The organism is Rhodococcus sp. APC 3903 (assembly GCF_030407755.1).
Classification (GTDB): domain Bacteria; phylum Actinomycetota; class Actinomycetes; order Mycobacteriales; family Mycobacteriaceae; genus Rhodococcus_F; species Rhodococcus_F erythropolis.
The window spans coordinates 100,678-127,644 of sequence record NZ_JASDCV010000015.1 but is presented as its reverse complement, the minus strand read 5'-3'; the positions used below and the strand labels follow the sequence as shown (position 1 = coordinate 127,644).

At 62.9% G+C, this 26,967-nt stretch carries 28 protein-coding genes and 1 tRNA gene; 12 read left to right on the top strand and 17 right to left on the bottom strand.

The genetic code is table 11. From position 1 onward, the window contains the following. Positions 1–55: 55 nt before the first annotated feature. From QMA15_RS21585 to QMA15_RS21550, 8 genes are all read right to left on the bottom strand, one after another. Positions 56–1,051, bottom strand: coding sequence for an amidohydrolase family protein (locus QMA15_RS21585; protein WP_020968257.1), 996 nt, complete (start codon positions 1,049–1,051; stop codon positions 56–58). Between the two features lie 3 nt (positions 1,052–1,054). Continuing rightward, on the bottom strand, positions 1,055–1,576 hold the full coding sequence (locus QMA15_RS21580) for a 3-hydroxyanthranilate 3,4-dioxygenase (RefSeq protein ID WP_003943511.1): 522 nt from the start codon (positions 1,574–1,576) through the stop codon (positions 1,055–1,057). Continuing rightward, positions 1,573–2,025 (bottom strand): RidA family protein, encoded by a 453-nt coding sequence (locus QMA15_RS21575; protein WP_019746612.1) that lies wholly within the window; start codon positions 2,023–2,025, stop codon positions 1,573–1,575. The genes QMA15_RS21580 and QMA15_RS21575 overlap by 4 nt, the downstream gene beginning before the upstream one ends. Further along, the gene (locus QMA15_RS21570; protein WP_042950503.1) at positions 2,022–2,795 is read right to left on the bottom strand and encodes a fumarylacetoacetate hydrolase family protein; all 774 of its coding nucleotides are present in this window, start codon (positions 2,793–2,795) and stop codon (positions 2,022–2,024) included. The genes QMA15_RS21575 and QMA15_RS21570 overlap by 4 nt, the downstream gene beginning before the upstream one ends. Before the next feature lie 42 nt (positions 2,796–2,837). Next, entirely contained in the window at positions 2,838–4,313 is a 1,476-nt protein-coding gene (locus QMA15_RS21565; protein ID WP_020905966.1) for a 2-hydroxymuconic semialdehyde dehydrogenase, read from the bottom strand. Positions 4,314–4,470: 157 nt separating this feature from the next. Further along, complete coding sequence (locus tag QMA15_RS21560; RefSeq protein WP_019746609.1) at positions 4,471–5,256, bottom strand: MBL fold metallo-hydrolase; 786 nt, start codon at positions 5,254–5,256, stop codon at positions 4,471–4,473. After that, complete coding sequence (locus tag QMA15_RS21555; protein WP_019746608.1) at positions 5,256–5,726, bottom strand: RidA family protein; 471 nt, start codon at positions 5,724–5,726, stop codon at positions 5,256–5,258. Before QMA15_RS21555 ends, QMA15_RS21560 begins: the two co-directional genes overlap by 1 nt. A gap of 5 nt (positions 5,727–5,731) precedes the next feature. Next, complete coding sequence (locus tag QMA15_RS21550) at positions 5,732–5,896, bottom strand: hypothetical protein (RefSeq protein ID WP_003943454.1); 165 nt, start codon at positions 5,894–5,896, stop codon at positions 5,732–5,734. Between the two features lie 53 nt (positions 5,897–5,949). On the opposite strand from QMA15_RS21550, the gene QMA15_RS21545 reads away from it, so the two are divergent. Then, positions 5,950–6,963: an ArsA-related P-loop ATPase gene (locus QMA15_RS21545; protein ID WP_019746607.1), complete on the top strand. Its 1,014-nt coding sequence runs from the start codon at positions 5,950–5,952 to the stop codon at positions 6,961–6,963. Beyond that, positions 6,963–8,141 (top strand): ArsA family ATPase, encoded by a 1,179-nt coding sequence (locus QMA15_RS21540; RefSeq protein ID WP_029254327.1) that lies wholly within the window; start codon positions 6,963–6,965, stop codon positions 8,139–8,141. Before QMA15_RS21545 ends, QMA15_RS21540 begins: the two co-directional genes overlap by 1 nt. A gap of 19 nt (positions 8,142–8,160) precedes the next feature. Here QMA15_RS21540 and QMA15_RS21535 read toward each other — a convergent pair whose 3' ends face one another. Continuing rightward, positions 8,161–8,484, bottom strand: coding sequence for a WhiB family transcriptional regulator (locus QMA15_RS21535; protein WP_290286377.1), 324 nt, complete (start codon positions 8,482–8,484; stop codon positions 8,161–8,163). A 293-nt stretch (positions 8,485–8,777) separates the two neighbouring features. On the opposite strand from QMA15_RS21535, the gene QMA15_RS21530 reads away from it, so the two are divergent. Further along, on the top strand, positions 8,778–11,147 hold the full coding sequence (locus QMA15_RS21530) for a transglycosylase domain-containing protein (protein WP_279163205.1): 2,370 nt from the start codon (positions 8,778–8,780) through the stop codon (positions 11,145–11,147). A gap of 94 nt (positions 11,148–11,241) precedes the next feature. Here the strand turns inward: QMA15_RS21530 and QMA15_RS21525 are convergent, their stop codons facing one another. After that, positions 11,242–11,718, bottom strand: coding sequence for a GatB/YqeY domain-containing protein (locus QMA15_RS21525; RefSeq protein ID WP_003943491.1), 477 nt, complete (start codon positions 11,716–11,718; stop codon positions 11,242–11,244). Positions 11,719–11,850: 132 nt separating this feature from the next. Here QMA15_RS21525 and QMA15_RS21520 point away from each other — a divergent pair, with 132 nt between their 5' ends. From QMA15_RS21520 to QMA15_RS21505, 4 genes are all read left to right on the top strand, one after another. Continuing rightward, positions 11,851–12,819 carry a metallophosphoesterase gene (locus QMA15_RS21520; protein WP_003943461.1) on the top strand — a complete coding sequence of 323 codons (969 nt, stop codon included), beginning with the start codon at positions 11,851–11,853 and terminating at the stop codon, positions 12,817–12,819. 54 nt (positions 12,820–12,873) lie between these two features. Then, positions 12,874–12,947, top strand: a tRNA-Pro gene (locus QMA15_RS21515). A 74-nt stretch (positions 12,948–13,021) separates the two neighbouring features. Continuing rightward, positions 13,022–13,345 carry a hypothetical protein gene (locus tag QMA15_RS21510; protein ID WP_019746603.1) on the top strand — a complete coding sequence of 108 codons (324 nt, stop codon included), beginning with the start codon at positions 13,022–13,024 and terminating at the stop codon, positions 13,343–13,345. 76 nt (positions 13,346–13,421) lie between these two features. Next, a complete protein-coding gene (locus tag QMA15_RS21505) occupies positions 13,422–13,775 on the top strand; it encodes a VOC family protein (RefSeq protein WP_084325664.1) in 354 nt (117 codons plus the stop codon). A gap of 1 nt (position 13,776) precedes the next feature. On the opposite strand, the gene QMA15_RS21500 is transcribed toward QMA15_RS21505, so the two are convergent. Next, positions 13,777–15,333, bottom strand: coding sequence for an acyl-CoA synthetase (locus tag QMA15_RS21500; RefSeq protein WP_060939228.1), 1,557 nt, complete (start codon positions 15,331–15,333; stop codon positions 13,777–13,779). Positions 15,334–15,522: 189 nt separating this feature from the next. On the opposite strand from QMA15_RS21500, the gene QMA15_RS21495 reads away from it, so the two are divergent. Continuing rightward, positions 15,523–16,554 carry an iron-siderophore ABC transporter substrate-binding protein gene (locus tag QMA15_RS21495; RefSeq protein WP_020968250.1) on the top strand — a complete coding sequence of 344 codons (1,032 nt, stop codon included), beginning with the start codon at positions 15,523–15,525 and terminating at the stop codon, positions 16,552–16,554. A 55-nt stretch (positions 16,555–16,609) separates the two neighbouring features. Here the strand turns inward: QMA15_RS21495 and QMA15_RS21490 are convergent, their stop codons facing one another. Further along, the gene (locus tag QMA15_RS21490) at positions 16,610–17,086 is read right to left on the bottom strand and encodes a helix-turn-helix domain-containing protein (RefSeq protein WP_020905958.1); all 477 of its coding nucleotides are present in this window, start codon (positions 17,084–17,086) and stop codon (positions 16,610–16,612) included. Between the two features lie 119 nt (positions 17,087–17,205). Here QMA15_RS21490 and QMA15_RS21485 point away from each other — a divergent pair, with 119 nt between their 5' ends. After that, a complete protein-coding gene (locus QMA15_RS21485) occupies positions 17,206–18,819 on the top strand; it encodes a DHA2 family efflux MFS transporter permease subunit (RefSeq protein WP_279162992.1) in 1,614 nt (537 codons plus the stop codon). 107 nt (positions 18,820–18,926) lie between these two features. Further along, positions 18,927–19,595, top strand: coding sequence for a hypothetical protein (locus QMA15_RS21480; RefSeq protein WP_046377835.1), 669 nt, complete (start codon positions 18,927–18,929; stop codon positions 19,593–19,595). 5 nt (positions 19,596–19,600) lie between these two features. Here QMA15_RS21480 and QMA15_RS21475 read toward each other — a convergent pair whose 3' ends face one another. The 3 genes from QMA15_RS21475 to QMA15_RS21465 all read right to left on the bottom strand — a co-directional run bounded on the left by QMA15_RS21475 (position 19,601) and on the right by QMA15_RS21465 (position 22,952). Continuing rightward, on the bottom strand, positions 19,601–21,367 hold the full coding sequence (locus tag QMA15_RS21475) for a cholesterol oxidase substrate-binding domain-containing protein (RefSeq protein ID WP_113683530.1): 1,767 nt from the start codon (positions 21,365–21,367) through the stop codon (positions 19,601–19,603). Positions 21,368–21,463: 96 nt separating this feature from the next. Next, positions 21,464–22,267, bottom strand: coding sequence for a metal-dependent hydrolase (locus QMA15_RS21470; RefSeq protein WP_007732353.1), 804 nt, complete (start codon positions 22,265–22,267; stop codon positions 21,464–21,466). 220 nt (positions 22,268–22,487) lie between these two features. Further along, on the bottom strand, positions 22,488–22,952 hold the full coding sequence (locus tag QMA15_RS21465) for a hypothetical protein (RefSeq protein ID WP_019746594.1): 465 nt from the start codon (positions 22,950–22,952) through the stop codon (positions 22,488–22,490). 167 nt (positions 22,953–23,119) lie between these two features. Between QMA15_RS21465 and QMA15_RS21460 the strand changes: the two genes are divergently transcribed. Further along, positions 23,120–23,824 carry a response regulator transcription factor gene (locus QMA15_RS21460; RefSeq protein ID WP_003943475.1) on the top strand — a complete coding sequence of 235 codons (705 nt, stop codon included), beginning with the start codon at positions 23,120–23,122 and terminating at the stop codon, positions 23,822–23,824. Beyond that, positions 23,821–25,200 (top strand): HAMP domain-containing sensor histidine kinase, encoded by a 1,380-nt coding sequence (locus tag QMA15_RS21455; RefSeq protein ID WP_070796476.1) that lies wholly within the window; start codon positions 23,821–23,823, stop codon positions 25,198–25,200. The genes QMA15_RS21460 and QMA15_RS21455 overlap by 4 nt, the downstream gene beginning before the upstream one ends. On the opposite strand, the gene QMA15_RS21450 is transcribed toward QMA15_RS21455, so the two are convergent. Together QMA15_RS21450 and QMA15_RS21445 are read right to left on the bottom strand one after the other, a co-directional pair. Next, positions 25,097–26,086 carry an LLM class F420-dependent oxidoreductase gene (locus QMA15_RS21450; protein WP_020723628.1) on the bottom strand — a complete coding sequence of 330 codons (990 nt, stop codon included), beginning with the start codon at positions 26,084–26,086 and terminating at the stop codon, positions 25,097–25,099. The genes QMA15_RS21455 and QMA15_RS21450 overlap by 104 nt on opposite strands. Positions 26,087–26,092: 6 nt before the next feature. Then, entirely contained in the window at positions 26,093–26,779 is a 687-nt protein-coding gene (locus QMA15_RS21445) for an HAD family hydrolase (RefSeq protein ID WP_042950480.1), read from the bottom strand. Positions 26,780–26,967: the final 188 nt, after the last annotated feature.

Below are 26,967 nucleotides of genomic sequence, written 5' to 3'. Positions count from 1 at the left end.
ACTCACAAATGCCGAATTCACCGTCCGCCATACCGGAAAGGGTATAGCCGGGGTCTCAGACGAGACCCAGGAAGCGTTCGGCATTCCCCCGCGAAATCAGTTGGCGCGCAGTATCGTCCAAGAACTCACTTTTGCGAACCACCTCACCGACCGGACGCTCCCCCAAGGGGTACGGGTAATCACTACCCACCATCACACGGTCCACCCCCACCGTGTCCACCAGCAGTCGCAGTGCGCGCTCGTCGAAGACGACGGAATCCACGTAGAACCTACCCAGGTAATGCGAAGGCGGGAACTCCGACGTACCGATGATGTCGTTGCGGCCGTGCCAGGCGTTTTCCATCCGGCCCAACCAGAACGCGAAAGATCCACCACCGTGCGCAAATCCGATCTTGAGACGATCGTCGATCTTGTCGAACACCCCACCGAGAATCAGCGCGAGTATCGACAGATGCGTTTCGGCCGGCATCGCGGTGAGCCACTGCGCCATCCAGCGATCGAGGCGCGGAGAGTTGGCCATGTCCCACGGGTGCACGAATACCGGCACGTCAAGCGACGCGCAGTGCTGGAGAAACGTCACCACGCCCTCGCTGTCGAGGTCCAGATCGCCCACATGATTGCCGATCTCGACACCGCGGTGCCCGTTCGCGATGCACCGCTCGAGCTCACGGCACGCTGCGTCGGTGTCTTGCAGAGGCACCTGGCAGAACGGAATCAACCGATCCTTCGCCGGCTCCACGATCTCGAGCGCGAGGTCGTTGAAGATCCGTGCGATGCGACTTGCCTGCTCGCCGCTTCGGCCGTAATTGAAGAATGCCGGCGTCGGCGAGACGACCTGCGTGTGCACGCCGTCGGCATCCATGTCCCGAAGCCGCACCTCGGCGTCCCAGGCATCGGACTGGATGCGGCGGAACTCCTTGGTGCCCATCATGATCATGGCTTCGGTCTCCGACTCGACCTTCAGCCACGGCGCTTGCGGCCCCGCGTCTTCGGTCAGATCCGGCCACCCGTTGGGCACGTAGTGGGTGTGGATGTCGATCAGGTTGCTCATCACTCAGCCCTTGCCGGGATGGAGCGTGCCGCACTTGTCACACGTGCGGGCTTCTTCGCTCTCGTAGAACTTGACGAACACCGGCGGAAGGTCGGCCACGATGTCGCGCACCTGAAGTTCGACCTCGTGAATCTTGTGATCGCATTCGAGGCAGTACCACTGGAACTTCTCGAGCGTGCCTTCCTTGCGGACGCGTTCGATGACCAGGCCGATGGAGCCCGCGGTGGGACGCTGCGGCGAATGCGGAATGTCTCCCGGCAGCAACCAGGTTTCGCCCTCACGAATGTCGACACGCTGAGGACCGTCCTCGGTCATGACGTTGACGTGGATGTCGCCTTCGAGCTGGTAGAACCACTCCTCGTACGGATCGAGGTGGTAGTCGGTCCGCTGGTTCGGTCCGCCGACGACCTGCACGATGAAGTCGTCTCCGAGCGCCATCGTCTGATTGTTGACAGGCGGCTGCAGCAGGTGGCGGTTGTCGTCGATCCACTTCTTGAAGTCGATGACGGGAGGAATCGTGGTCATGATGCATTCTCCGTATCTTCGGACGCTGAGCGCTTGGAGGCCGGCACGTACGCCACGCCGGAAATTTCGATGAGCAGATGCGGGTGGGGCAGTTGGTGAACAGCCACAGTCGTTCTCGTCGGACCGTTTTCGTCGAACAGTTCGGCGTACACCTCGTTGTATCCACCGAAGTCGTTCATGGACACCAGGTAGGAGGTGACCTGAACCAGATCACTGAGTTCTCCACCCACTTCGGCGAGGATTGCCGCGATGTTTTCGATGACGGCACGCGTCTGCGCCCGAATGTCGAGCGCCGTCGTCCCCATCTCGTCGACCTCGACGCCGACAAACGTGTTGTCGGGTCGACGCGAACTGGTCCCGGAGACATAGACGAAATCGCCGACCACCTTGACGTGGGGGAACTTTCCGCGCGGCTTCGCCAGCTTCTCGATGACCTGCGCCCCACTCATCGCTTCACACCTTTCACCGTGACGGTTCCGAGTCCGTCGATCGTGCACTGTGCGACGCCCTCGTCGAGTCGCACAGCTGCTGTGGCGGCACCGGCCAGAATTACCTGACCGGCGCGCAACGGAATTCGGCGTCGGCGGGCGATGTCGAGCAGGGCATGCAAAGCGCGCGCCGGATCGCCGAGAATGGCCGACGTGGAACCGACTACCGTCTCGCCGCCGACCTCCATACGTACGGAACGGTCTTCGACGTTCTGTAGCGGCAGCCACCGCCCGATCACATACCCGGCAGCGCTGGTGTTGTCAGCGACGACGTCGGTGTAGGTGAAGCGGAAGTCGCGGTAGCGCGAGTCGATGATCTCCATAGCGGGAGCCAGTGCGTCGACGCAGGTTTCGATGTCGACGTTCGGATCGTCGAGATCGACGTCCTTCGACAGGCGGTATGCCACTTCGGGTTCGATCTTGGGATGAATGAACGTCCTCAGGTCGACTTCGCCGCCGTTGCTCACGCACATCGCGTCGGTCAACTGACCGACGATCACTTCGGAGACACCCATCTGCGCCATCTTCGCTTGGCTTGTGAAGCCGAGCTTGATACCCACAATCGATTCGCCACGGCTGGTTCGTCGTTCGAGGAGTTCGTTCTGGATCCGGTAGGCCTCGTCGATGTCGATGGTGTATTCGTCGGCGAGGCTCGGGGTGTCGGTGCGAGTCTGCGCAGCGTCGTCGAGGCGACGCGCGAGCGCGGATACGGTGTCTTCGGGGGCTGTCATCACGCCTCGCTCATTTCTGGAAAACTTTTGCGGTTTCGATGTTCACAGTTGCACACATACATTCGTCGGTTCGGTGTAGAAGTGCAGCGAGGACTCGCCACCCTCACGTCCGATGCCGGACAGGCCCATACCGCCGAAGGGAGATCGCAGTTCGCGGGTGAACCACGTGTTGACCCAGGAGATTCCGACGTTCATCTTCTGCGCGACGCGGTGTCCGCGGCGCAGGTCGTTGGTCCACACGGAGGCAGCGAGGCCGTACTCGGTGTCGTTTGCCAGGGCGATCGCCTCGGCTTCGGTCTCGAACGGAATGAGTGCTGCGACGGGTCCGAAGATCTCCTCGCGCACGACGCGATCCTTGTTGGTCAAGCCAGTCCACAGGGTGGGTTCGATCCACGATCCGCCCGACAGTTCCTGTCCGAGGTCCGGAATACCGCCGCCGGTCAGCACTTTCGCGCCTTCCTGCTCGGCGATCTCGAAGTAGTCGAGAACCTTCTTCCGGTGCGCCTGCGAAATGAGCGGTCCAGTCGTCGTTGCATCGAGCGTCGGGTCGCCCAGACGCAATCCTGCTGCCCGCTCGACGAGTCCACCGGCGATGTCGTCGAAAATACTGCGGTGCACGTACACCCGTTCGGTGCACAGGCAGACCTGGCCGGTGTTGGTGAACACCGACTTGGTCAGACCCGTCAACGCTTCGTCGATGTCGACGTCGTCGAAGACGATCGCGGCGTTCTTGCCACCGAGTTCGAACGAGACCGGACGGACTCGCGGCGCAACGGTTTTCATGACATGGGAACCGGTTGCCGAAGATCCGGTGAAGGTGACACCGTCGATGCCGGGGTGCGTGGTGAGGAACTCGCCGGCGGAGTTCGCACCGAACCCGTGGACGACGTTGTAGACACCGGCAGGCAGGCCGACTTCTTCGAGTACCTCGGCAAGCAACGACGCCGTCGCTGGGGTTTCCTCGGAGGGCTTGACCACCACGGAGTTCCCGCACGCGAGCGCGGGCGCAACCTTCCAGGTCAGGAGAAGCAACGGCAGGTTCCAGGGAACGATGACAGCGACCACGCCGAGCGGCTTGCGGATCGCGTAGTTCAACGCCTGCTTGCCACCCGCGAGATCCGTGACAAACGATTCCTGTCCGGCCGCGGCGACGATGTCGGCGAAAGTGCGGAAGTTCGTCAGGGCGCGCGCGACGTCGAGTTCGCGTGCCTGTGTGATCGGCTTGCCGGTGTCCGCCATTTCTGCGGCGACGAACTCTTCGAATCGCTCCTCGATCCGGTCGGCGGCGCGTCGCAGCAGAGCCGTCCGCTCGCGGACCGGCGTATCGGCCCAACCGTTGTCCAGAGCACGTCTGGCAGAGGTCACGGCCCGATCGACCAGGGCCTTGTCGGCCTCGTGGACCCGGGCGAGAACACGGCCCGTTGCTGGGTCGACCTGATCGAAGCTCGACGACTCGTCGGGTTCGACATAGGAGCCGTCCACGTAATTGCGGATCCATCCGTCGCATTGTGAGGTCATGGACTAACTATTGGCCCGTGACCCATATCAAACAAATGCAAAAACTGCCGCCAGCTATACCTCGATCGGCATAGATGGCGGCAGTTCGGCTACACAACTCAACTCTTCATGTCGGCGCCGAGCGCCTCAGCGGCGCAGAATGTCGGCGCCGAGCGCCTCAGCGGCGCAGATACGCCAACTGCACGTTGACGGATTTCTCCGCCACCGGCCACAGCTTCGGGTCGACGTCGGAGTAGACGTGCTCGACAACCTCGCGCACCGATGCCGACTCCCCCAACGTCGTCAGAGCGTCCCGCACCTGGGCTAGACGCTCCTCGCGGTGAGCGAGGTACTGCTGCGAAATCGCCTGCAGATCGGGCAGGTCCGGACCGTGCCCGGGAAGAACCGTCAGTCCTTCGCCGAGTGCGGCCAACGACCGCAGTGATGTGAGGTAATCCCCCAGATCGCCGTCGGAGTCGTCCAGAACTGCTGTGCCGCGGCCGAGAATGGTGTCGCCCGTCAGCACGCTCGCATCGTTCTCGATGACTATCGACACCGAGTCAGCGGTGTGTCCCGGAGTCGCGAGGATCCGCAGCTTCAGACCCGCCACCTCGATCACTTCACCGTCGACAAGCGCCGAAGCACCCCCGCGCAGAAAAGCGGGATCTACGGAACGCACTGGAGCCGAGGTCAATTCATGGAAACGGTCCACCCCGCCGGTGTGGTCGTAGTGCCGGTGCGTGATCAAGGTCAGCGCAACCGGACCGATACCAGCGACACGTTGCAGGTGTTCCTCGTCGTTGTCGCCTGGATCGACGACTACACACTCGACGCTGCCGGGAGCATGCAGAATCCAGGTGTTCGTACCGTCCAGCGTCATCATGCCCGGGTTGTTCTCGAGCAAGACCGAAGCGATGTCGGTGACGCGGCGAAGCTGCGCGTAGGCGGGATGGACCGTCGACATCAGCGAACTTCGACGATCAGTTCCACCTCGACCGGAGAGCCGAGGGGAAGCTCTGCCACGCCGACTGCCGAACGAGCATGGATACCGGCGTCGCCGAGCACCTCACCGAGGAATTCGGAAGCGCCGTTGATCACGCCGGGCTGACCGGTGAATCCTTCGGCGGATGCCACGAAGCCGACAACCTTGACAACGCGAACGACGTTGTCGATGCCGACCAGGGCGTCGATGGCAGCGAGAGCGTTGAGCGCGCAGGTGCGAGCCGCAGCCTTGGCGTCGTCATCCGACACGCCCGCACCGAGCTTGCCGGTCAGCGCCAGTTTTCCGTCGACGAACGGGAGCTGACCCGACGTGTACACGTGGTTGCCGCTGCGAACCGCGGGAACGTACGCAGCAACCGGTGCCGCGACGGCGGGAAGTGCAATGCCCAGTTCGGCGAGACGCTCCGACCAGGTCTGTGTTGCCTCTGCCATGTGATTCAGCCCTTCGGACGCTTCATGTACGCGACGTGCTGCTCGCCCGACGCGCTCGGCAGGACTGCCACGAGTTCCCAGCCGTCGACACCCCAGTTGTCGAGAATTGCCTTCGGATTGTGGACCAGCAACGGAGTCACGGTGTATTCCCAGGAAGTTATTTCGCTCATGCGGTGAGCCTATCCCGCGTACATCTTCGGCCCCAGACTTATAGGCTCGCGGTGTGGTTGCATCCCAAGATGAGCTGAGCAGGACCTGGCCCGAGTCTGCGACAAAGGCCCGCCTGCACTTTGTGTCGGGTAAAGGCGGAACCGGTAAGTCCACGGTTGCCGCCGCGTTGGCGCTCGCGTTGGCCGAAGGCGGCAAGCGCGTTCTCCTCGTGGAGGTCGAGGGCCGCCAGGGAATCGCGCAGCTCTTCGACGTACCGCCGCTTCCACCGCAGGAGACCAAAGTCGCGGCCGCCGAAGGTGGCGGTGAAGTGATGGCTCTGGCCGTCGACATCGAGACCGCGTTCCTCGAATACCTCGAAATGTTCTACAACCTCGGCTTCGCCGGCCGGGCGATGCGTAAGTTCGGCGCCATCGAATTCGCCACCACCATCGCTCCCGGCCTTCGCGACGTTCTGCTCACCGGCAAGATCAAGGAGTGCGTCATCCGCACCGATCGAACCGGCAAGCGCGTGTACGACGCCGTTGTCGTCGACGCTCCCCCGACCGGACGAATCGGCAGCTTCCTCGACGTCACCAAGGCGATGGCCGATCTCGCCAAGGGCGGCCCGGTGCACTCCCAGAGTGAAGGCGTCGTTCGGCTGCTGCACTCGCCGGAGACCGTCGTACATCTGGTTGCACTTCTCGAAGCGCTGCCCGTTCAGGAAACTGCCGACGCCGCCGCAGAACTGGCGCGCGACGACCTCAACCTCGGTGCCATCATCGTCAACCGCGCCAGCCCGAGGTTCTTGCCCGAAGACCAACTCTCCGGTGCCGCTGCCGGCGATATCGACGCGGCTTCGATCCGGTCGACACTCTCGGACGTCGGCATCGATCTGTCCGACGACGACTTCGCAGGCCTGCTCACCGAGACGATCGAGCACGCGTCGGTGCTCGAAGCTCAAGAATCCAGCGCCGAGAAGCTCCGCGAGATCGACGGGGCTCGGGTGCAACTTCCCGCACTCGCCGACGGCGTCGATCTCGGCGGGCTGTACGAGCTTGCCGAATACCTCACGGAACAGGGCGTGTGATGACCGAGACCACCGAGAACGTGACGGTCGGCAGTTCCAGGACCGGCCGACGCGCAGCTCCAGCCCTCGATATTTCGGCGATCATCAAGGACCCGACAGCCCGAATCGTGGTGTGTTGCGGCGCAGGCGGCGTCGGCAAGACCACGACGGCCGCGTCGCTGGCGTTGCGTGCAGCCGAAGAGGGCCGACGCGTAGTCGTCCTCACCATCGATCCGGCCCGCCGCCTCGCACAGGCCTTGGGTGTGGCCGAACTCGACAACACTCCGCAGCCGGTGAAGCTGGGTCCCGAGGCCACGGGCGAACTACACGCGATGATGCTGAACATGCGTCGGACTTTCGACGAGATGGTCATCGAGCATTCGAGCCCTGAGAAGGCCGAGCAGATCCTGGCGAATCCCTTCTATCAAACCGTTGCCACATCGTTCTCCGGAACGCAGGAGTACATGGCGATGGAGAAGTTGGGGCAGCTGGCGTCGAACGACGCGTGGGATCTGGTGATCGTCGATACCCCGCCGTCGCGCAATGCGCTCGACTTCCTCGACGCCCCGCAGAGGCTCGGCACGTTCCTCGACGGACGGATGATCCGGCTGCTCTCCGCACCCGGCCGTGGCCTGACCAGGCTCGTGGCCGGCGCGATGGGATTGGCACTGAAGGGTGTCTCTACCATCGTGGGAAGCCAAATGCTTTCGGATGCATCGGCATTCGTGCAGTCGCTCGACTCGATGTTCGGCGGTTTCCGTGAACGCGCAACGAAGACCTACGAGTTGCTACGTCAGCCGGGGACTCATTTCCTGGTGATCGCAGCGGCCGAACCCGACGCTCTGCGAGAGGCGGCGTTCTTCGTCGATCGCCTTGCGGGCGACTCGATGCCGTTGGCCGGTCTGGTTCTCAACCGCACGCACCCGACATTGACGGCTCTGCCTGCCGATCATGCGGTGACCGCCGCCGACAAACTGGAAGCGAAGGAAAGTGCGACCGAGGCCGAAGCCCTCACCGCAGCCGTTCTCCGCATCCATGCCCATCGGGCAGTGATCGCGAAGCGGGAGATCGCCTTGCTGAGTCGATTCACCGCAGCTCACCCGAGGGTGCCGCTGATCGGTGTTCCGTCGCTACCGTTCGAGGTCTCGGACCTCGAGGCGCTGCGCGCGGTGGGAGATCAGCTCACTCGTAAGGGCTGATCCCCCCGATCGGCCTGGATCAGACTGCTGAGTGATGCTGGCGCTGGTCTTCGAAGAACTCGGACCAGGAGTCGACGTCGGGGTGCTGCTTGAGCAGTGCACGGCGCTGACGCTCGGTCATTCCGCCCCACACACCGAACTCGACACGATTGTCGAGAGCATCTGCTCCGCACTGCATGAGGACCGGGCAGTGACGGCAGATGGTGGCCGCCTTGCGCTGCGCGGCGCCACGAACAAAAAGTTGGTCGGGGTCGACCTCGCGGCATCGTGCCTTAATTACCCAGGCAATTCGTGCCTCGGCCTGCTCGATGTCCAAACGGCTACTCGGGGTGGCTGTGTACATTCTGGGTCCCCTCTACAAAGTCTGACCGTCGCCATAGGGCGAGCAGCGCACCATCTCAGCCGTCCCCGCGGTAGCACGGTGAAAGCTGAGACACATTCGTGATCGAGTGTTACGTCGATCACACTGATCACAATTTAGGTAAAGAACGGCCCTAACGCAAGACGCTCGGGAGCATTTTTTGGTACGGCAGTACAAAGCGCGTGTTCAGAAGGTTTTGAACACCCCCAAAACACTGAAACCGGTTCCAATGGGTGGGCACACGTACTCTGTAGATCGTGTCGATTGCAAAAACAGTGGCGAAGCTCGCCGGAAGCTCCGCATTGGCGGGTGTCCTGGTCGCAGGGGTGATGTTCCCAGTGGCGGGCGGATTAGGATTCGCGTCCAACCGCGCCGCCGATACCGTCGACAACGTCTCGGCCGAACTGGTCGAAGGCACGGTCCCCGCGGTGTCCACCATGGTCGATGCGGCAGGCAATCCCATTGCCTGGCTCTACGACCAACGACGCTTCGAAGTCCCGAGCGAGAAGATCTCCAACAACATGAAGTTGGCGATCGTCTCCATCGAGGACCGCCGGTTCCCCGACCACAAGGGCGTCGACTGGCAGGGAACGCTGCGTGCCTTCCTCACCAACACGACGACCGGTGAAGTGCAGCAGGGCGCGTCGACACTCGATCAGCAGTATGTGAAGAACTACCAACTGTTGGTCGTGGCCAAGACGGATGCCGAGCGCCGCGCTGCCATCGAGACCACCCCGGCCCGAAAGATCCGCGAGATCCGGATGGCCCTGACGCTGGACAAGGAACTCACGAAAGACGAGATCCTCACCCGGTACCTCAACCTCGTACCGTTCGGCAACGGATCCTTCGGCATCCAGGACGCCGCTCAGACCTACTTCGGCGTCGATGCCGCAGATCTGACCGTTCCCCAGTCGGCGATGCTTGCCGGCATGGTTCAGTCCAGCTCCGCACTGAACCCGTACACGAACGTCGAGGGCGTGACCGAGCGTCGTAACACCGTGCTCGACACCATGATCACGAACATTCCGGATCGTGCCGACGAGTTCCGCGCAGCCAAGGAAGAGCCCCTCGGCGTCCTGGAAACCCCCAACAACTTGCCGCGCGGCTGCATCGCTGCAGGCGATCGCGGATTCTTCTGTGACTACGCACTGAAGTACCTCTCGGACGCCGGAATCACCCGCGACCAGATCAACGAGGGTGGTTACCTCATCAAGACCACTCTCGATCCGCAGGTCCAGGCGTCCACCAAGGCCGGTCTGAACGCGAACGCGAGCGCCAACCTCGACGGCATCGCGAACGTGATGAACGTGATCAGGCCGGGCCAGGATTCACACAAGGTCATCGCGATGGCCAGCAGTCGCACGTACGGACTCAACGCCGACGCCGACGAAACCGTCCAGGCACAGCCGTACTCCCTTGCCGGTGACGGTGCGGGTTCCGTCTTCAAGATCTTCACGACGGCTGCGGCGATGGAGAAGGGCCTCGGTATCAACGCGACGCTCGACGTGCCCAAGCGATTCGAAGCCAAGGGCATGGGTAGCGGTGGTGCGGCCGGTTGCCCGGTGTCGACTTACTGCGTGGAGAACGCCGGCAACTACCCGCCGACGCTGTCGGTGACCGACGCGCTGGCACAGTCCCCCAACACCGCTTTCGTCAAGCTCATCGAGGCAACCGGCGTCACGCCGACCGTCGACATGGCCGTCCGTCTCGGCATGCGCTCGTACGCTGATCCCAACACCTCGGGCTTCGACGAGCGCAGCATGGCCGACTTCCAGAAGGAACAGAACCTCGGTTCGTTCACCCTCGGTCCCACCTGGATCAACCCACTCGAACTCTCCAACGTCGCGGCCACTCTCGCCTCGCACGGCAAGTGGTGCCCGCCGAGTCCCATCGATTCGGTCTTCGACCGGTACGGCAAGCCTGTGGCCGTCACCGAGCAGGGCTGTGAGCAGGTTGTCGAGCCCGGCTTGGCAGACACACTCGCCAACGCCATGAGCCGTGACGACGTCGGCGCCGGTACGTCTGCCGGAGCTGCAAGCAGCGCCGGATGGAGCCTGCCGATGTCGGGCAAGACGGGTACCACCGAGACCCACAAGTCCTCGGCGTTCCTCGGCTTCACCAACAACCTCGCTGCCGCTGTCTACATCTTCGGCGACTCCCCGACGCCGGGAGAGATCTGCTCGAGCCCGCTGCGCCCCTGCTACAGCGGCAACCTGTACGGCGGTACCGAACCGGCGAGATCCTGGTTCGCGGCAATGAACCCGGTCGCCAACAACTTCGGGCCCACCTCGCTGCCTCCGATCGACGAGAAGTACGCAAGGGGATCGCAGAACGGCCAGGTTCCCGAGGTTGTCGGACTGAGCCAGTCGGCGGCGACGTCGAGGTTGCAGGCGTCCGGCTTCACGGTCAATTCCGTGACCACGGCGTCCGGAGCACGCGCGGGAACGGTCACCGGAGTTTCGCCGTCCGGGTCCGCGATCCCGGGTTCGACCGTCACGATCTACATCAGTGACGGTTCCGTGAGGGCTCCGGCAGCACCCGCATCCCCGGCAGCTCCAGCAGCTCCGGCACCGGGCGCGACTCCCCCGGATGCGACTCCGCCCGGAGGTGAACCCGCACCGCCTGCGGGGACCCCGCCGAACTGACGGCCCTGAAAACTGACGGCTCTGAAAACAATAACGGCCGCGATCTCCGAGTGACTCGGAGATCGCGGCCGTTTTCGATTCTGGTGGCGCGCTTCTACAGGCGGGACTTCACTGCTGCAGAGATACGGGCGCCATCGGCCTTGCCCTTGGCCAGCGCGCTGGCGGCCTTGATGACCTGGCCCATCTGGCGCATCCCCGGACGCTCACCGAGCTCCTCGGACACCTGAGCGAGGGCGGTGTCGACGACGTCGACAAGCTCGGCGTCGGTCAACGGCGTCGGCAGGTACTCGTCGATGATCTGAGCTTCGGCGCGCTCTTTCGCGGCAAGCTCACCGCGGCCGTTCTCGGTGTAGATCTCGGCCGATTCGCCGCGCTTCTTCGATTCCTTTGCAAGGACTTTGATGATTTCTTCGTCGGTGAGGACGCGCGCTTCCTTACCGGCTACCTCTTCGGTCTGGATGGCTGCCATGAGCATCCGAAGGGTGGCTGTACGTAGCGGATCCTTCGCCTTCATGGATGCAACCATGTCGGTTCGGAGGGTGGCTTTGAGCGATGGTGTCGTGTCGGACATGGTGGAAACGTTACGCGCTCGGCGTTTCGAGCGTGCCGATAGTTACCTCCGCCCGGACACAATTCTCTGTGGAATAGCTGTAAAAGGCGGCGAGAGCGACGCAGAAGAACGCCACACCCGTATCCTTGAGAGGTGTCTTCCCAGTTCCGCACCAATCTGACCCGCACCGCACTTGGTGCCGCGGGCGCCGCTGCACTAGGGATCGGGTACGCATCCGGCATCGAACGCAATGCATTTGCACTGCGTGAGGTGACGATGCCAGTCCTGGCGCCCGGTTCGTCGTCGCTGCGGGTCCTCCATCTCAGCGACCTGCACATGATGCCGAACCAACGGTTGAAACAGAATTGGTTGCGTGAGCTCGAAGGCCTCGACCCCGACCTCGTGGTCAACACCGGCGACAACTTGTCGCATCAGCGCAGCGTCCCGGCAGTGGTCCAGGCGCTCGGTGATCTGTTGGCTCGGCCGGGTCTGTTCGTCTTCGGCAGCAACGACTACTTCGCTCCGAAACCGAAGAACCCACTGAGCTACATCTTCAACAAGGACAAGCGCATCACCGGGGATCCCCTCCCCTGGGGCGATCTGCGGGCCGCGTTCACCGAACGTGGATGGCTGGACATGACCCACGTGCGCCGCGAACTCGAAGTGGCCGGTATTCGCATCGCGGCCGCCGGCGTCGACGATCCGCACCTGAAGCGTGATCGCTACGACACCGTCGCCGGAACACCCAATCCCGTCGCCCAGCTCAAGCTTGGTCTGACGCACTCGCCCGAACCTCGAGTTCTCGATCGGTTCGCCGACGACGGTTACGACCTTGTGCTCGCCGGCCACACGCACGGTGGTCAGCTGTGCCTTCCGTTCTACGGCGCGTTGGTCACCAACTGCCAGATCGATCGATCCCGGGTCAAGGGGCCGTCGAAGTGGGGCGCGCACACCCAGCTGCACGTCTCCGCGGGCATCGGCACTTCGCCGTGGGCTCCGGCACGCTTCTGCTGCCGCCCCGAGGCAACTCTGTTGACTCTGGTTCCGGCCACCAGGCGCGAACCGGAGCACGTCTCCGCACACAGTTCCGCAGAGTCTCCAGCGTCAGTTCTACGCAACTGACCTGCGGATTTAATGTCAGTCGACTCGGTAATGTAAGCTAACCGAGGTTCGACACGGGGTGTGGCGCAGCTTGGTAGCGCGCTTCGTTCGGGACGAAGAGGTCGTGGGTTCAAATCCCGCCACCCCGACAGTGAAGAACAGCAATCGAGGCCCTTCCGCTCACGCGGGAGGGCCTCGATTGCGTTGACGATAAGGTGAAGCCGTGGCATCCCAACCAGACTTTGCGCACAACGACATGGCGAGCCGTAGCCGACGCGAGAAAGCCGTCGGCCTGGCCAAGTTCGCCTGGGATCGCGATATCAGTAGCGCAGAGTTGCTCGAGATGCCCGACGATCGGCTGCGCAAACTCGCACGTGCGGCCGGCGCCAATCCGCCGAGCACGCGGGAGACCTGGACCATCGCGGCCGGACTGCTCGACGAGAAAGCTGTGTGGGCAGCCGCTAACCCTGACCGTCCCGAAGCTCGGCGTGAGCATCCGGACGAGAAGATCATGTGGGTGAAGAAGCCGATCGAGCCGTGGCTGTGACAGCCGAATTGAGCGCAGCTGTGACAGCCGAATTCAGCACAGCTGTGACAGCCGAATTGAGCGGAGCTGTGAAACGGTGATCGGGCAGGTTGATGAGGTGGTCGTCGACTGCTCGTCTCCTATTGCACTGGCGAAATTCTGGGCCGGCGTCCTCGGCGGACAACCAGTGGAGCGAAACACCGCATGGGCGTTTGTCGACCCACCCGGATGGACCCGCCTCGCGTTCCAGCGCGTACCGGAATCCAAGCTGACGAAGAATCGTCTACACATCGACGTCAGCGTGGATGACGTCGTCGCTGCAACCGAGGCCGCCGAGCGCCTCGGCGCAACTCGGGTCGGTACTGTCCAGCAGGACCCGGCCGGTACCTTTCAGGTGCTGCTGGATCCAGAGGGAAACGAGTGGTGCGTCGTCCGAAGTATCGGAAGGTGATTCACACTCCCGCTACGGTTTCGCGAGCCCAACGGTAGTCGGCCTTCCCACTGGGTGAGCGGAGGATGCTGGGTACCAGCACGATCGACCGGGGGATCTTGTACCCGGCGACATGGGTGCGGCAGTGCTCCGACAATGATTCCGTCGCAACATCTTCGAACCCCGGCCGAACCTGCACGACAGCGGCAACCTTCTCACCGAATCGTGCGTCGGGCGCGCCCGCTACCAAGGCGTCGAAAACTGCCGGGTGAGTTTTGAGCGCCTGCTCCACTTCTTCGGGGTAGACCTTCTCGCCGCCGGAGTTGATGCACATCGAACCGCGCCCGAGCAGCACGATGGTTCCGTCGGCTTCCATCGTGCCCATGTCCCCGAGTACCGCCAGCCGCACCCCGTCGACGACAGGAAAAGTTGCAGCAGTCTTGGCGGGGTCGTCGAAGTAGGCCACGGGGACATGGCCGGCCCTGGCGATGAACCCGGTTGTGCCCGAGCCTGGTTCGATGCGACGAAATTCGTCGTCGACAAGAATCATGTTGGGGTTGGATCGAATTCGCTTTGAACCGTCCTCACCGAATTCGACGACGCCGTCGTTGCCGGATTCCGAAGCACCGAAGGCATCCTTGATCACCAGTCCCGGTAATCGGGTTGTCAGTTCTGCCTTCAGGTTCGGGGAGAACAATGCGCCACCCGACCCGATCAGCTTGAGAGTCGAAAGGTCGTAGCGGCCTTCGCTTGCGGCGATGGCGTCGGCGATCGGCCGAGCAATCGCATCGCCGACGACCGTGATTCCGGTGATCTTCTCGGCCTCGACCAGTCGCAACACTTCCATCGGATCGAAGCTGCGGGTCAGTACTCGGGGCGCTCCCATGAGGAAAGCCGTGAGCAGTGAATAGATCGCGGCTCCATGCATGAGCGGCGGGATGAGTAGCAGCACAGTTGGATTGGTGTTCGCCACGGCCGCATCCACAACCTCTTCGAGGCTCCGACGCGGCGGCCCGCTGAGGTTCGCTCCGGACAGCGCGGCGAAGAAGAAGTCCTCGTGCCGCCACACCACGCCCTTGGGCATTCCGGTTGTACCGCCGGTGTAGATGATGAAATGGTCGTCGTTGCTTCGCGGGCCGAAGTCGCGAGCATCAGTCTGCGCGGCAAGGGCGTTCTCATAGTCGTCGCCGACGATCAGCACGTGGGAGATCTCCGGACACTGCGGAACCACGGCCAATGCCGTCGGCGCGAATTCCTCTTCGACGAGTAATGCCACCATTTGAGAGTTGGTGTAGATGTACAGGAGTTCTGCATCGGTATAGCGGAAGTTGACGTTGATCGGCACCGCTCTGATCTTCAAGCAAGCCAGGAGCGCTTCGACGTACTCGACGCAGTTACGCATGTGAATACCGACGTGCTGCCCCGGCTCGACGCCGACGGACTGCAGATGATGTGCGAGTCGGTTCGATCGCAGTTCGAGTTCGGCGTAGCTCAACCGCGAATCTTCCAGAATCAAGGGAACCCGATCGGGGATCGCATCGGCAACGGCCTCGAACAGATCGGCAATGTTCAGGGTCATCGAAATCCTCACTACACGCGTCTTCGCTTACCAGTACAGGTCTTTCGCGAAGCTAACACGTTGGTCGCACCCTGTAGTCCGAATTGCGTAGCGGTCCCGCTGAGCGAGACCTGACGCGCTGCTCACCTGATATCAACGGTGCGGATACCTCTCTGACCAAGCCCGATAGCCGGAAGGTAGGGTAGCCTAATGCATTCACGCACCACTCTCCGGAGCCGCACGTCGGTCCGGGTCGCCATGGTTGCCCTGGCGACTGTTTTTGCCGCTACGGCCTGCGGTTCTTCCGACGCCGGCGGCAACGCAAACGGCAACACCGATGTCGCAACCGGCGGCAAGCTGTTCAGCACCGCCGACACGGAAACCGCGAAGCTCGGCAGCGATGCTGCGCCCGGCGAGTTCCCACGCACCATCACCCATGCTCTGGGCGAGACCACCCTCGAGGCCAAGCCGACCCGTGTCGTCGTCCTCGACAGCGGCGAACTCGACGAGGTCCTCTCGCTCGGGATCACCCCGGTCGGCATCGCCAGCCCGGAAAGTGCCGCCGGTCAGCCGTCGTACCTGGCTGACAAATTGGTCGGCGTTCCCGATGTCGGCACGACCAACAACCTCAACCTCGAGGCGATCACCGCACTGCAGCCAGATCTGATCCTCGGCAGCAAGTTGCGCCAGGACAAGCTTTACCCGCAGCTCGCGGCAATCGCGCCGACGGTCTTCAGCATCCGCCCCGGCTTCCCGTGGAAGGAGAACTTCCTCCTTGCCGGTGACGCACTCGGCGAGGAGACCAAGGCCGAGCAGGTTCTCAACGACTACCAGACGCACGCGGATCAGGTCCGTGAGTCGATCGACGGTTCGCCGACCATCTCGCTGGTTCGCTTCATGTCCGGGAAGCTGCGCCTGTACGGCAACCTGTCGTTCATCGGCGTCATCTTGAAGGATGTCGGCCTGCCACGCCCGGCGATCCAGGACATCAACGAGTTGGCCGTCGAGGTCAGCCCGGAAACGATCACCGAGGCAGAGGGTGACCGAATCTTCTACTCCAGCTACGGAAATCCCGCAGACACCGGTCAGACCACCGTTGTTGCCGGCCCGCTGTGGGCAAGCATGGACGCAGTCAAGGAAGGCCGCGCCACCGAGGTGAGTGACGAGACCTGGTTCCTGGGCCTCGGCCCGACAGGCGCAGGCCTGGTTCTCGACGACCTGCAGGCCAAGCTCGGCAAGTAGCCGTCACCGACACAAAAAAGCCGCCCGACTCTCCGGAGTCGGGCGGCTTTTTTGTTCAGCGGTTGTCTTGCTCGAGGTGTTCGTTCATCGTCGAGTGCAGGTCGACGAGAAATTCCTCGAATCGACTGAGCAGTTCGGGCGGGTATTTCTCCATCATGGCGTCGAGTCGCACGGCAAGTGGGCCGAAGAACTCGTCCGCGAGGTCCTGCACATGCGCACTGCTGTGCAGCGTGACCACGCGACGGTCTGCATTCTCACGGGTCCGGACGATATGTCCCGCCTTCTCCAGGCGGTTGAGCAACGCGGTGGTTGCGCCCGACGTCAGCGAGATCCGCTCTCCGAGGCGGGCGGGCGAGAGCGGCGCCCCCTTCTCCTCGGCAGCGGTGATTTCCATCAAGGCAGTCGCGTCGGTGGAATGCAGGCCGAGCCACGACGCGAATCGATGACTGAATTCGGTGAACGTCCCACCGTACGCGCGGAATTCGTCCATCAGCCGCTCCCGCTCCACGGAGATGTCGCGCGGTGCTTCCACCCCGTGATCCCACCTTTCCTGTGCCAGACGGCGGCCGGTCGAGCCCAGCGCGCACGTTGACAACTTACCGCCTCAAATATACCTTCACTGTGAAGTTACTTCACAATGGAGGTTTATTCGTGAACATCTCACCCACCACTCGCAAGTGGTTGGGCCTGATCGCCATCGCACTCGGCGTGGCACTGATCGTCGTCGACACCACTATCGTCAACGTCATAGTTCCCTCGATCATCGAAGATCTCGGGATCAACTCCGTTCAGGCTCAATGGATCCAAGAGTCCTACGCAATCGTGTTCGCGGCGCTCCTGCTATTGGTCGGCAGAGTTGCGGACCTGGTCGGCGCCCGTCGCATCTTCATCGCCGGTGTCGTCGTGTTCGGCGCAACGAGCCTGCTGGCCGGACTGGCACCGAACGGCGGCCTGCTCATCCTGGCGCGATTCCTGCAGGGCGCCGGCGCGGCCATGATCCTGCCCACCTCACTGTCGCTTCTGAACGCGATGTTCACCGGCAAAGCCCGCGGCCAGGCCTTCGCAGTCTGGGGTTCCACCATCGGTGCTGCCTCCGCCCTCGGCCCACTACTCGGCGGCTGGCTTGCCGAACATGCCTCATGGCGTTGGGCATTCGGCATCAATATTCCGCTTGCTGCGCTCATTCTGATCGGCGCGGTGCTGTTCATCGCGCCCTCACCCCGCACCGCTGGGCGCATCGACGCCACCGGAGCGGCACTGTCCATCGCCGGCCTGGGCCTGCTCGCCTTCGGCCTCGTCGAGGGACGTACGTATGGGTGGCTGACGACGAAGGAACCCTTCGATCTGTTCGGCCTGTCATGGTCCAGCGGACCGTCGCCGGTTCTGGCGGCGTTGGTTCTCGCCGTTCTGTCGCTCGGTGCGTTCGCCTACCGTCAAACCATGCTCACCCGCAGCGACGATCCGTCGCGGGCGCTGATGGACGTACGGCTGTTCTCCATCTCGTCGTTCCGCAACGGCAACATCGCGACGCTGATCATCGGACTCGGTGAGTTCGGAATCGTTGCGGTGCTTCCTCTCTGGCTTCAGTTCACGCTCGGGTACAGCGCACTCCAGGCAGGGCTCGCGCTGGTTCCCATTGCCATCGGCAGCTTCGTCGCCAGTGGTGCGAGCTTCGGAATGGCGTCGAAGGTCTCGCCGTTGGGCTTGGTCCGTATCGGTTTGGCCCTCGAAGCGCTCGGTCTCGCCGGTCTCGGATTCATCGCGGCGACAGACAGCCCCTGGTGGACTATCGCCGCAGTGCTCTTCTTCTACGGCATCGGTGTCGGTTTTGCGACTGCGCAGGTGACCAACGTCGTGCTCGAGGAGATTCCCGAGCAGAGCGCCGGTCAAGGCTCCGGCATTCAGAGTGCGTTCCGCCAACTCGGATCCGCACTGGGCATCGCTGTCCTCACCACGGTCTTCTTCAGCACTCTCAATTCCACGCTGAACAACGACCTCACCGAGTCCGGTGTCGACCAAGCTCAGGCTGATCAGTTGACGCGTGCTGTCACCGACAGCGCGGGCGCCGCCATCGACTCGCTGGCCGGGTCACCGAGCACCGCTTTCGTCGCCGACGCTGCACAGTCTGCAATGACTCACGGGATCACACTCGGCGGATACCTTGCGGCCGGATTTGTCGTGGTCGGCCTGATCGCCACCGCGCTCATCCCGAACAAGCCTGCCCCGTCGACCGAGGAGGAAACAAAGGCAGCAGCCGACGCCTGACGGCCGGATCGGTGCAGTACGGTGCCGGTATGCGATTGCCCTGGTCACGGTCAGCACCGTCACGGTCAGCACCGTCACGGTCAGCACGGTCACGTCAGCCTGCAACGGTGCTCAGCGCGGCCGACATCGTGGCCGTCCGTGAGCAAGCACGCGAATTGGTAGTCCCCGGGTTCGCGACGTTCGATGAAATCTGCGAAGCCGCCCGAGACTGTGTCGAGGGCGGTTTCGAGAACGATGAACTCGGCAGACAGATCGACGCAGTAGTGCGTGAGGTCTGGGACCGAAGGCTCGGGGAGCAGACCCAGTGGGCGGGTCCCGGCGACTTCGAGCGCGTATCCGCCGCCTTCGCAGAACTCGAGCGCAACGGCATCGTGGCCCGCATGAACTTCACCTGCTGCATGCAGTGCGGCACTACCGAAATCGACGACGAACGCACGCCGTCCGAACCGGACGAGAACGGGTATCCCTTTGCTCAGTGGGCGTACACGTTCTTCCACATGCAAGATGCGGAGCGTCTCGGCGACGAGCCGTCCGATCTCTACTTGTCCTACAGTGCGTTTCGTCCGGCCCACGATCTCGATCCCGCGCTGGTCTCCGCCGCGTTCGGCGGCGACGAAACCGCCAAGGCACAGATGATCGCGCACACCGATCAGACCGTCGGGCGCCAGGTAGCCGACGCACTCCGAGCCCAGGGACTGAGCGTCGACTGGAACGGTGACAACAATCAGCGCATCCGCATCTCCGACGTGCGCTGGCGCAAACCACTACCGCAGTAGGAGATTCAGCTGGGTGGCAAGACGCGGTCGATGAACGTATTGCTGAAGACGCGGTGCGGGTCGTGTTCGTCCAGAGTGGCGAGAGCGAAGTCCCAGTTCCCGTCGCCACCGGCACGGAAGGTGGCAGGCACTGTGCTGGTGAGGAATTCGTCGTCCTGGTACGCAGCTTGATCGGTGAATGCCCATCCCTTGGACCACTCCGGACGGAAAGTCGCGTAATCGCCGGAGTAGTTCGCGACCATCCACCGTTCCATCTCGCGAAGGAACGCGGGCAATCCCGCGGTGCCGGGAATCGAGACCACGTTCATCCAGATCGCCGTATCCCAGTCCTGACGATCCGCCCGGGGCCGCACCGCTGACAGATCCGGCACGCCGGCGCTGTCGACAAGGACTTCGCCACTGTCATCGACACCACAGAGACGCACTTCGAACGGCATGTTGACGGGATACTGCCCCAGCGACGCGTAGTGCGTCATTCGCTCGTTCAACCAACTCGTCATCTCGTGGACGACTCGGCCGATGTTTGACCGCTTGGTGATCACCGCGCCGCCGCCCGCTACTACGCGCAACGTCGTGTGCCGCAGGTAGAACAGAACATCTTTTGACCAGCCCCACAGATCGTCGGTGTCGGTCAGCGCCAATCCTGCTGCTACAGCTCCGAACTGAGAGGCGCCGAACAGCGGTGTCGCAGCTTGAAGGCCCTGCGCCACCATCCCCAACGGGGTGGTGACTTCTTCGGGAATCGCGTCGGAGAAGAAGTAGTTGTACGGCCCGCTCACCTCTCGGGACTCCGGTGGTTTGACCGGGGTCGGCGTCCAGACCTTGAGCCACGGTGTTTGCGTGAACGGGAACCAGATCGCCTCCACCCGTCCGGATTTCTCGACAAAACTCTCGTAGGTACGCCCTGGCGAACCGGGAGCAGCAAAGAGTTCTTGCCACGGAATGTCGGTGAAACTCTGGCACCGCAGCCGATAATTCTCCCCGGCTTGCAGCGTCACGGAGGTGACGAAGGTTCGGCCCAGGTGAGTCAGGAAAGCCGTGATCTCGTCATCTGATCGGTGAAAAGTCTTCAGCCCGTAGCGATTGCTGCCTTCGTCCCACGCCACCACCGTGATCTCGGTGATCAGGTTGCTCAGCGACCCGTACGACTGGCCAGGGGTAATCGTCTCCCCCACCGCCGGATACGTTGCCCCGTGAGCGCCGATCGCCAGTGCCCCGGCGATGGACAGCTCACCGATCGCCGGAGAATTGGCCCACCCGAGCCCCTCGCGCTCGAGCGCTGTCAGAATCGCTTCGATACTGGCGCCGGCGCCCGCCGTGACTGTTGCGGGCGTGCCGTGCTGCACCACAACCGAATTCAAGTTCGCCATCGTATCGACCAGCAGAACTCGATCCGAAGGCGCGCCGGGCACCACCGTCAACGGACTCCACCCGTGCATCGTTCCCTTCGCACGCACTGTGTACCCGTTGTCGAACGCCCAGTTGGCGAGGGCGACGACGTCGTCGCTGTGACGCGCCGTCGCCGTCCACACACTCTCGAGCATGATTTCTCGCGACCAGTTCGCGTATGCCTGCTGTGACAACGGAATGTCCGACGGAAATCCGGGCGGTGGCGCGATGGTCGATGCCGAGCCCCAGGGAACAGCTCCCGCCGGTGCCCAGGAAATACCCGCGAGAGCAGCTGCGCCGACACTCGCTGCGAGAAATCCGCGCCGGCTCACACCGTCTTCTCTCGAGCTGTGCTCCGCCTTGCGCTCTGCTTGATGCACCACTGCTCACTCCGTCAGCCGACTCGGTTCATGTCAGGGACGAACGTAGAACAAATATGATTACGATGCCAGTGGTTCCGTAATAAAAGATTTAGATGCTCACTGCACCATCGGAGCGAAGACGGCGTAGATCGCTTCCGGGGCGCCGTCGAAAGCACTGATGATCAACCAGGCAGTCAGGACCGTCAGCGCCGGCCCGATCAGAATCTTCTCGAGGTTCCCACCTGCGCGGATGGACAGAAATGACGGCAGCCGTTGTTCCCACCACCGCTTGCCGCCGAGCGGAATCAGGGGCGCGAGAAACGGCACCCCTTCCTTGGTGATCGCATCGCCGAGACAGTGTGTGGCGCAGCCCAGTGCCACTGCAACACCTAGCCCGGTGGATCCGGCCTCACTCGGATACCACTGCCAGGTGAGGGCCGAGAGCACCAACGCAACGGCGGAGACGGCGAGCCACCCCTTCTCCTTGGCCAATTCACCCGCCAATCCTCGGATCGCCAGCCCGAGGCAGAAGAACAGCGTGATGATGATGGCGGGCTTCCCGAACTGAACAACCAGCGCCGAGACCCCGGCCCCAAGACCGGCGGCAAACAGCGCGGTGTGCGTGAGCGTCCGATGTCCACCACGACGCTTGCCGTCCTTCTTGCCTTTGGTGATGCGGTAGAAGGTCACCGAAATTGCGTCGATACCTTTGGCCAGCGCTTTGCTGAGCGGACCGAATGATCGGGAAACCGTCGACTGACCGGTATCGAGGTCGGGAAGCAAGGCGGCTCCCGCGCACACACCGGCAAAAGTCAAGGTTTCAGCGGTGGATGTGGGCCCTCCCCAATCGAGAGGCAACAACTCTGCAACCACCAACCCCACAGCAGCACCGGACATCGCGTGGGTGGGGCCCATGACCATGAAACACAACACCTTTCGAAACGCGCCCCGCATCAGGCCGTACCGGACCCTCTGCAAGACACCACACACATGACGCCGTCGGCGACGGCCCCGGCATGCTCGCCGAGACCGCCCCGAACGTAGCAAGTGCTACCGACAGGGTTGACCAACCTCCGGACCCGGTTGAGTACGGCCGTACCGTTCCAGGTCAAAGCGGTTCATGCGGAGCTTTTTTCGCTCGTCAGCCCGCAGCAACCGCGCATGACAGGGCAACGCCTTCCTCCAGCGGAGCGACGCCTGCCATGTTGAGCACCTCTGCCGGAACACCCTCGATCGCCGGAGCCCATTCGACGGTCGGCAACGCCGGCACCCCTTCACGCGCAATGAATGTCGCGGCGTCGCCAGGGACTTCGATCGTGATTGCGGCTGTGCCCGCCTCCTCGGCGCGCACAACCTTGCCCTCGTCGATGAGCTTCTGCAGCTCCTCGTCGGAAATCGGCGTCGCGGCACCACACGCTACTTCCGGTGCCACACCTGCCTCTGACGGAGCGGTCGCGATCGATCGCACCGCCACCGGCGACCCGTCGGAAATCGGGTTGGAAGCCCAGGCGATTCCCGGCGCCACGGCCATACCGAGGACCGCCACCGACGCCACCACCACACCGGTCCGGCTGGCCCGCTTGCCGTTCACTTTCAATCGCGTCATCGTTGTTCTCCTTGATCGAACGTTCTCGAATTCTCGGCGCGGTCGCATCCGAGAAACCCGAGGTTATGAAGCCAACACTGCAGATCTGTTGTCGGTTTCTTAGGAGTTGATGAGAATGCGGCGGCCCTCGCTCCGAGCGAGGCCCCAGGTCGCAATCCGATGGCACCATGGCTGGAGTGAGTACACGCGAGCGCATCCTGATCGTTGACGACGACGCGAAGGTTCTGAATTCGCTCGAACGTGGACTCCGATTGTCGGGCTTCGACACGGCAACTGCCGTCGACGGACGATCGGCCTTGTCATCGGTGAACAAGCAATGCCCGGCCGCACTCGTTCTCGACGTCAACATGCCCGGCCTCGACGGCGTCGGAGTGGTAACCGCCCTGCGCGCGATCGGCAACGAGGTTCCGATCTGCGTACTCAGCGCCCGAAGTTCCGTGGGTGACCGCATCGCGGGGCTGGAGGCGGGCGCCGACGACTACCTCACCAAGCCCTTCGAATTGGCCGAGCTCGTCGCCAGACTGCGCGCATTGCTACGACGCACGACGCGAGCCACTCCGTCGGTCGACCATCCGATCACGGTGGGACCGCTGACGGTCGATCTCCGTGGCCATCGAGCACACATCGACGGTAGGCGAATCGAACTCACCAAAAGAGAATTCGACCTGTTGTCGGTACTCGCCGAGCATGCCGGTGTCGTACTCAGTCGCGCACAACTCCTGCGACTCGTCTGGGGTTACGACTTCGCTGCCGACACCAATGTCGTCGACGTCTTCGTCACCTACCTACGCAAGAAACTCGAAGTCGACGGGGCGCCCCGCGTGATCCACACGGTGCGCGGAGTGGGCTTCGTCCTGAGGGCCGAACGATGAAGCGGCCGCTGTCACTTCAGACCCGGGTAGCCATCGCGTCGGGCCTGGCCGCCGGAATCGTGATTGCCGCGATCGGAATTGCGTTCGCGGTCTTCCTGCGCGTCAACGGATCCGAACAACTCGAACGCACTCTCGATTCCGTCACCCTGGGCGTCGCAGCGAGTGCGCCGAGCCCCCTGTTCATCGAAACACCAACTGCAACAACAGAACCATTCGTGATCAGCCCTGGATTCAACGCCACGACCGTCAGCGCCTTGGCTACCACCGATGTTCGCAGTCGGGATGTTCTCGTGCCCGGCGACAGCGGCGCCGCATTGGCCGTCAGCATCCCCGAAGATCCACTGACCCAGGCAATCCGTGAACAGCAGTTCCAAGTGGCCGCTGCGGCAGTGGTCGCCATCCTTGCCGCGGCCGGGCTAGGCTGGTTCCTCACAGGCCGAGCCGTCCGGCCCCTACAGCAATTGACCGAGACCACCAGTTCGATCGGCAACAACCTCGACGTCGAAGGACTCTCGCGCCGGGCACCGTCGGTGCGCGGAACGCGCGAAGCCGAAGAACTGTCGGAGGCAATCCACAGCATGCTCAGTCGCATCGAAACCGATAGAAGCCGCACCGAAGAGGCGTTGGAGTCGGCACGCGATTTCGCTCGCGTCTCCGCCCACGAACTACGCACACCTCTCACGTCGATGCGTACCGATCTCGAAGTTCTCGCAACACTGGATCTCACGGAAAGCCAACGCCGCGAACTGTCCAGCGAGTTGTTGGAGGCGCAGCGCCAGATCGAGCGCACCCTGACCGATCTCGAGACGCTCGCCCTGGGTGAAGTGGCCGATCCGGAGGATTGTGCCGACGTCGATCTCGTGGAGGTTGCCGATCGCGCCGTCGCTGACGCCGGCCGTTTGCACCCTCAGGTCGACGTTCGTTTGAAAGCACCGGAAGAACTTTCGGTTCAGGCCTTTCCCGCGGGCATCCGTCTGGTGTTGACCAACGCCGTCACCAACTCCGTTCGGCACGGCAATGCCGACGAAGTCGAGATCACCGTCCGATCAGGGGCTGCCACCGGTTCGGCGACGGTATTCGTCGACGACAACGGCACCGTGATCGCGCCGTCGGAACGCGAAGCGATGTTCGAGCGATTTGTTCGTGGTACCGGAGCCGGTGACGCCGGAAGCGGTTTGGGGTTGGCCCTCGTCGCACAGCAGGCGCGGCTGCACGGCGGTAGCGCGCGACTCGACGCGAGCCCCCTCGGCGGAACTCGATTGATTTTCTCGATCAACCCAATTCGACATGCAGAGCCTCGAGCAGTGGCTTGGCTGCCTCGTCGAAGAATCGGTCTTGGGTATCTCCACCGATCTGTACCAACGCCACATCGGTGAACCCGGCATCCGTGTACGCCTTGACTGCCTCCACGATGACATCGAGATCAGGGCCACACGGAATACTTTCCGCCACATCCTCTTTGCGCACGAACTGAGTCGCACCTGCGAAACTCGCCGGTGTGGGTAGTTCGGAGTTCACAGACCACCCTCCACCGAACCACCGGAACTGCTGATGAGCGCGAGCGATCGCCGTGTCGCGATCAGGATCCCACGAGATCGGAATCTGACCGATGGTCCGGCCTGCTGGCGCCAACCCGTACGCCCGGCCGTGAACGTGCTTCCACTGGTGCACCAGATCCGAATCCGGTTGCACGGCAATCAGATCATCGGCCATCGGACCGAAACGCTCGACGGACTTGTCGCCGGACATGGCCAGCGCCAGGGGAACCGGGTTCTCCGGGAGATCCCAGATCCGCGCGGACTGAACGTCGAAGTACTCCCCCTTCCAGCTCACCAGATCTCCGGCAAGCAGTGCACGAATAATGCTCACTGCTTCCTGCAGCATGTCGTGCCGGGTGTCGACGGACGGCCACCCCTCACCGACCACATGCTCGTTCAGGCTCTCGCCACTTCCCAATCCCAGTGTGAAGCGCCCGTCCGCGAGGATCTGGATCGTCGCGGCTTTCTGCGCGACCACGGCAGGGTGGTACCTGACGGTCGGACAAGTCACATACGTCATCAACCCGACTCGCTCGGTGGCATGGGCAACTGCTCCCAGCACCGACCAGGCGTAAGGCGCATGCCCCTGCTCGGTCAGCCACGGCGAGTAATGATCACTCATCACTTCGAAGTCGAAGCCGACTTCTTCGGCCCGAACTGCATGGCGGACCAGTTCTTTCGGGCCGGCCTGTTCGGTCATCAAGGTATAGCCGAATCGTGCCATCACTGATCAACTCCCGGTATCTTGGCCTGAAACGAGTTCGGAAATCACACTGCCGTCGAGGTGGTCGAGAAGGTCGCGGGCGTCGTCGTACACCCCCGCCGCACCCGCGCCGTCGAGTTCGTCGGTCGACATGCCGCCGCTGCGCACTCCCACAGCCACAACGCCTGCCGATGTCGCCGCCTTCATGTCCCAGACGGCGTCTCCGACCATGACCGCATCGCCCGCGTCGACACCTGCCTTCGCGAGCGCGATTTCGATCAGGTCCGGATCAGGCTTGGCCTCGTCGACGGATTCCGAAGAGGTCGCGGCGTAGATCATTTCGTCGATGTCGAGCGTCTGGCGCAACAACTCCAGTTCGTCGTCGGGCGCCGAGGTAGCGAGCACGACGTGCAGTCCGAGCGAGTGAACTCGGCGGATCAACTCTCGCGCTCCCGGCAGTACTCGGAGACGGTCAGCCGACTGCCGGTAGTACTTGGTGTGAAGTTCCTTGGCCCGAGGCCCGCACCCGTCGATGTCTTCGCCGAGCAACGTCTCCAGTAGTTGGTCTCCGTCCATACCGATGCTGCGGTGCACCCGCCAGGCGTCAACCGGGCGACCCACCTCGAAGAAGGCTCGTGACCACGCTTCTACATGCAGATAGTTGGAATCGACGAGCGTTCCGTCGATGTCGAAGAGAACTGCACCTGTTGCCATGGGAATTGACTGCCCAACACTTCCGTTCGCGAAACTTGTGCCCCGAGCATTCTCCGCTCGAGAAGCGGATCATGGAGAGTGCGGACAGCAGAAGTGCACGTCGAACAGGGGTGTCGTCATGGAGTCAGTGGTTGTGTTCCTTCTGGCATGCTTCGTCTACTGGTTCGCACTGCTGTAGTTGGGCAGAC

What these genes read in the sequence shown, in the direction of transcription:
- QMA15_RS21535 (WP_290286377.1), bottom strand. Translation starts at nt 8,484, where the DNA reads ATGTACACAGCCACCCCGAGTAGCCGTTTGGACATCGAGCAGGCCGAG.
- QMA15_RS21450 (WP_020723628.1), bottom strand. Translation starts at nt 26,086, where the DNA reads ATGGCACGATTCGGCTATACCTTGATGACCGAACAGGCCGGCCCGAAA.
- QMA15_RS21495 (WP_020968250.1), top strand. Translation starts at nt 15,523, where the DNA reads ATGCATTCACGCACCACTCTCCGGAGCCGCACGTCGGTCCGGGTCGCC.
- QMA15_RS21580 (WP_003943511.1), bottom strand. Translation starts at nt 1,576, where the DNA reads ATGACCACGATTCCTCCCGTCATCGACTTCAAGAAGTGGATCGACGAC.
- QMA15_RS21500 (WP_060939228.1), bottom strand. Translation starts at nt 15,333, where the DNA reads ATGACCCTGAACATTGCCGATCTGTTCGAGGCCGTTGCCGATGCGATC.
- QMA15_RS21575 (WP_019746612.1), bottom strand. Translation starts at nt 2,025, where the DNA reads ATGAGTGGGGCGCAGGTCATCGAGAAGCTGGCGAAGCCGCGCGGAAAG.
- QMA15_RS21460 (WP_003943475.1), top strand. Translation starts at nt 23,120, where the DNA reads ATGGCTGGAGTGAGTACACGCGAGCGCATCCTGATCGTTGACGACGAC.
- QMA15_RS21560 (WP_019746609.1), bottom strand. Translation starts at nt 5,256, where the DNA reads ATGTCGACGGTCCATCCCGCCTACGCGCAGCTTCGCCGCGTCACCGAC.
- QMA15_RS21525 (WP_003943491.1), bottom strand. Translation starts at nt 11,718, where the DNA reads ATGTCCGACACGACACCATCGCTCAAAGCCACCCTCCGAACCGACATG.
- QMA15_RS21555 (WP_019746608.1), bottom strand. Translation starts at nt 5,726, where the DNA reads ATGGCAGAGGCAACACAGACCTGGTCGGAGCGTCTCGCCGAACTGGGC.
- QMA15_RS21465 (WP_019746594.1), bottom strand. Translation starts at nt 22,952, where the DNA reads ATGACGCGATTGAAAGTGAACGGCAAGCGGGCCAGCCGGACCGGTGTG.
- QMA15_RS21445 (WP_042950480.1), bottom strand. Translation starts at nt 26,779, where the DNA reads ATGGCAACAGGTGCAGTTCTCTTCGACATCGACGGAACGCTCGTCGAT.
- QMA15_RS21585 (WP_020968257.1), bottom strand. Translation starts at nt 1,051, where the DNA reads ATGAGCAACCTGATCGACATCCACACCCACTACGTGCCCAACGGGTGG.
- QMA15_RS21470 (WP_007732353.1), bottom strand. Translation starts at nt 22,267, where the DNA reads ATGGTCATGGGCCCCACCCACGCGATGTCCGGTGCTGCTGTGGGGTTG.
- QMA15_RS21565 (WP_020905966.1), bottom strand. Translation starts at nt 4,313, where the DNA reads ATGACCTCACAATGCGACGGATGGATCCGCAATTACGTGGACGGCTCC.
- QMA15_RS21540 (WP_029254327.1), top strand. Translation starts at nt 6,963, where the DNA reads ATGACCGAGACCACCGAGAACGTGACGGTCGGCAGTTCCAGGACCGGC.
- QMA15_RS21455 (WP_070796476.1), top strand. Translation starts at nt 23,821, where the DNA reads ATGAAGCGGCCGCTGTCACTTCAGACCCGGGTAGCCATCGCGTCGGGC.
- QMA15_RS21550 (WP_003943454.1), bottom strand. Translation starts at nt 5,896, where the DNA reads ATGAGCGAAATAACTTCCTGGGAATACACCGTGACTCCGTTGCTGGTC.
- QMA15_RS21570 (WP_042950503.1), bottom strand. Translation starts at nt 2,795, where the DNA reads ATGACAGCCCCCGAAGACACCGTATCCGCGCTCGCGCGTCGCCTCGAC.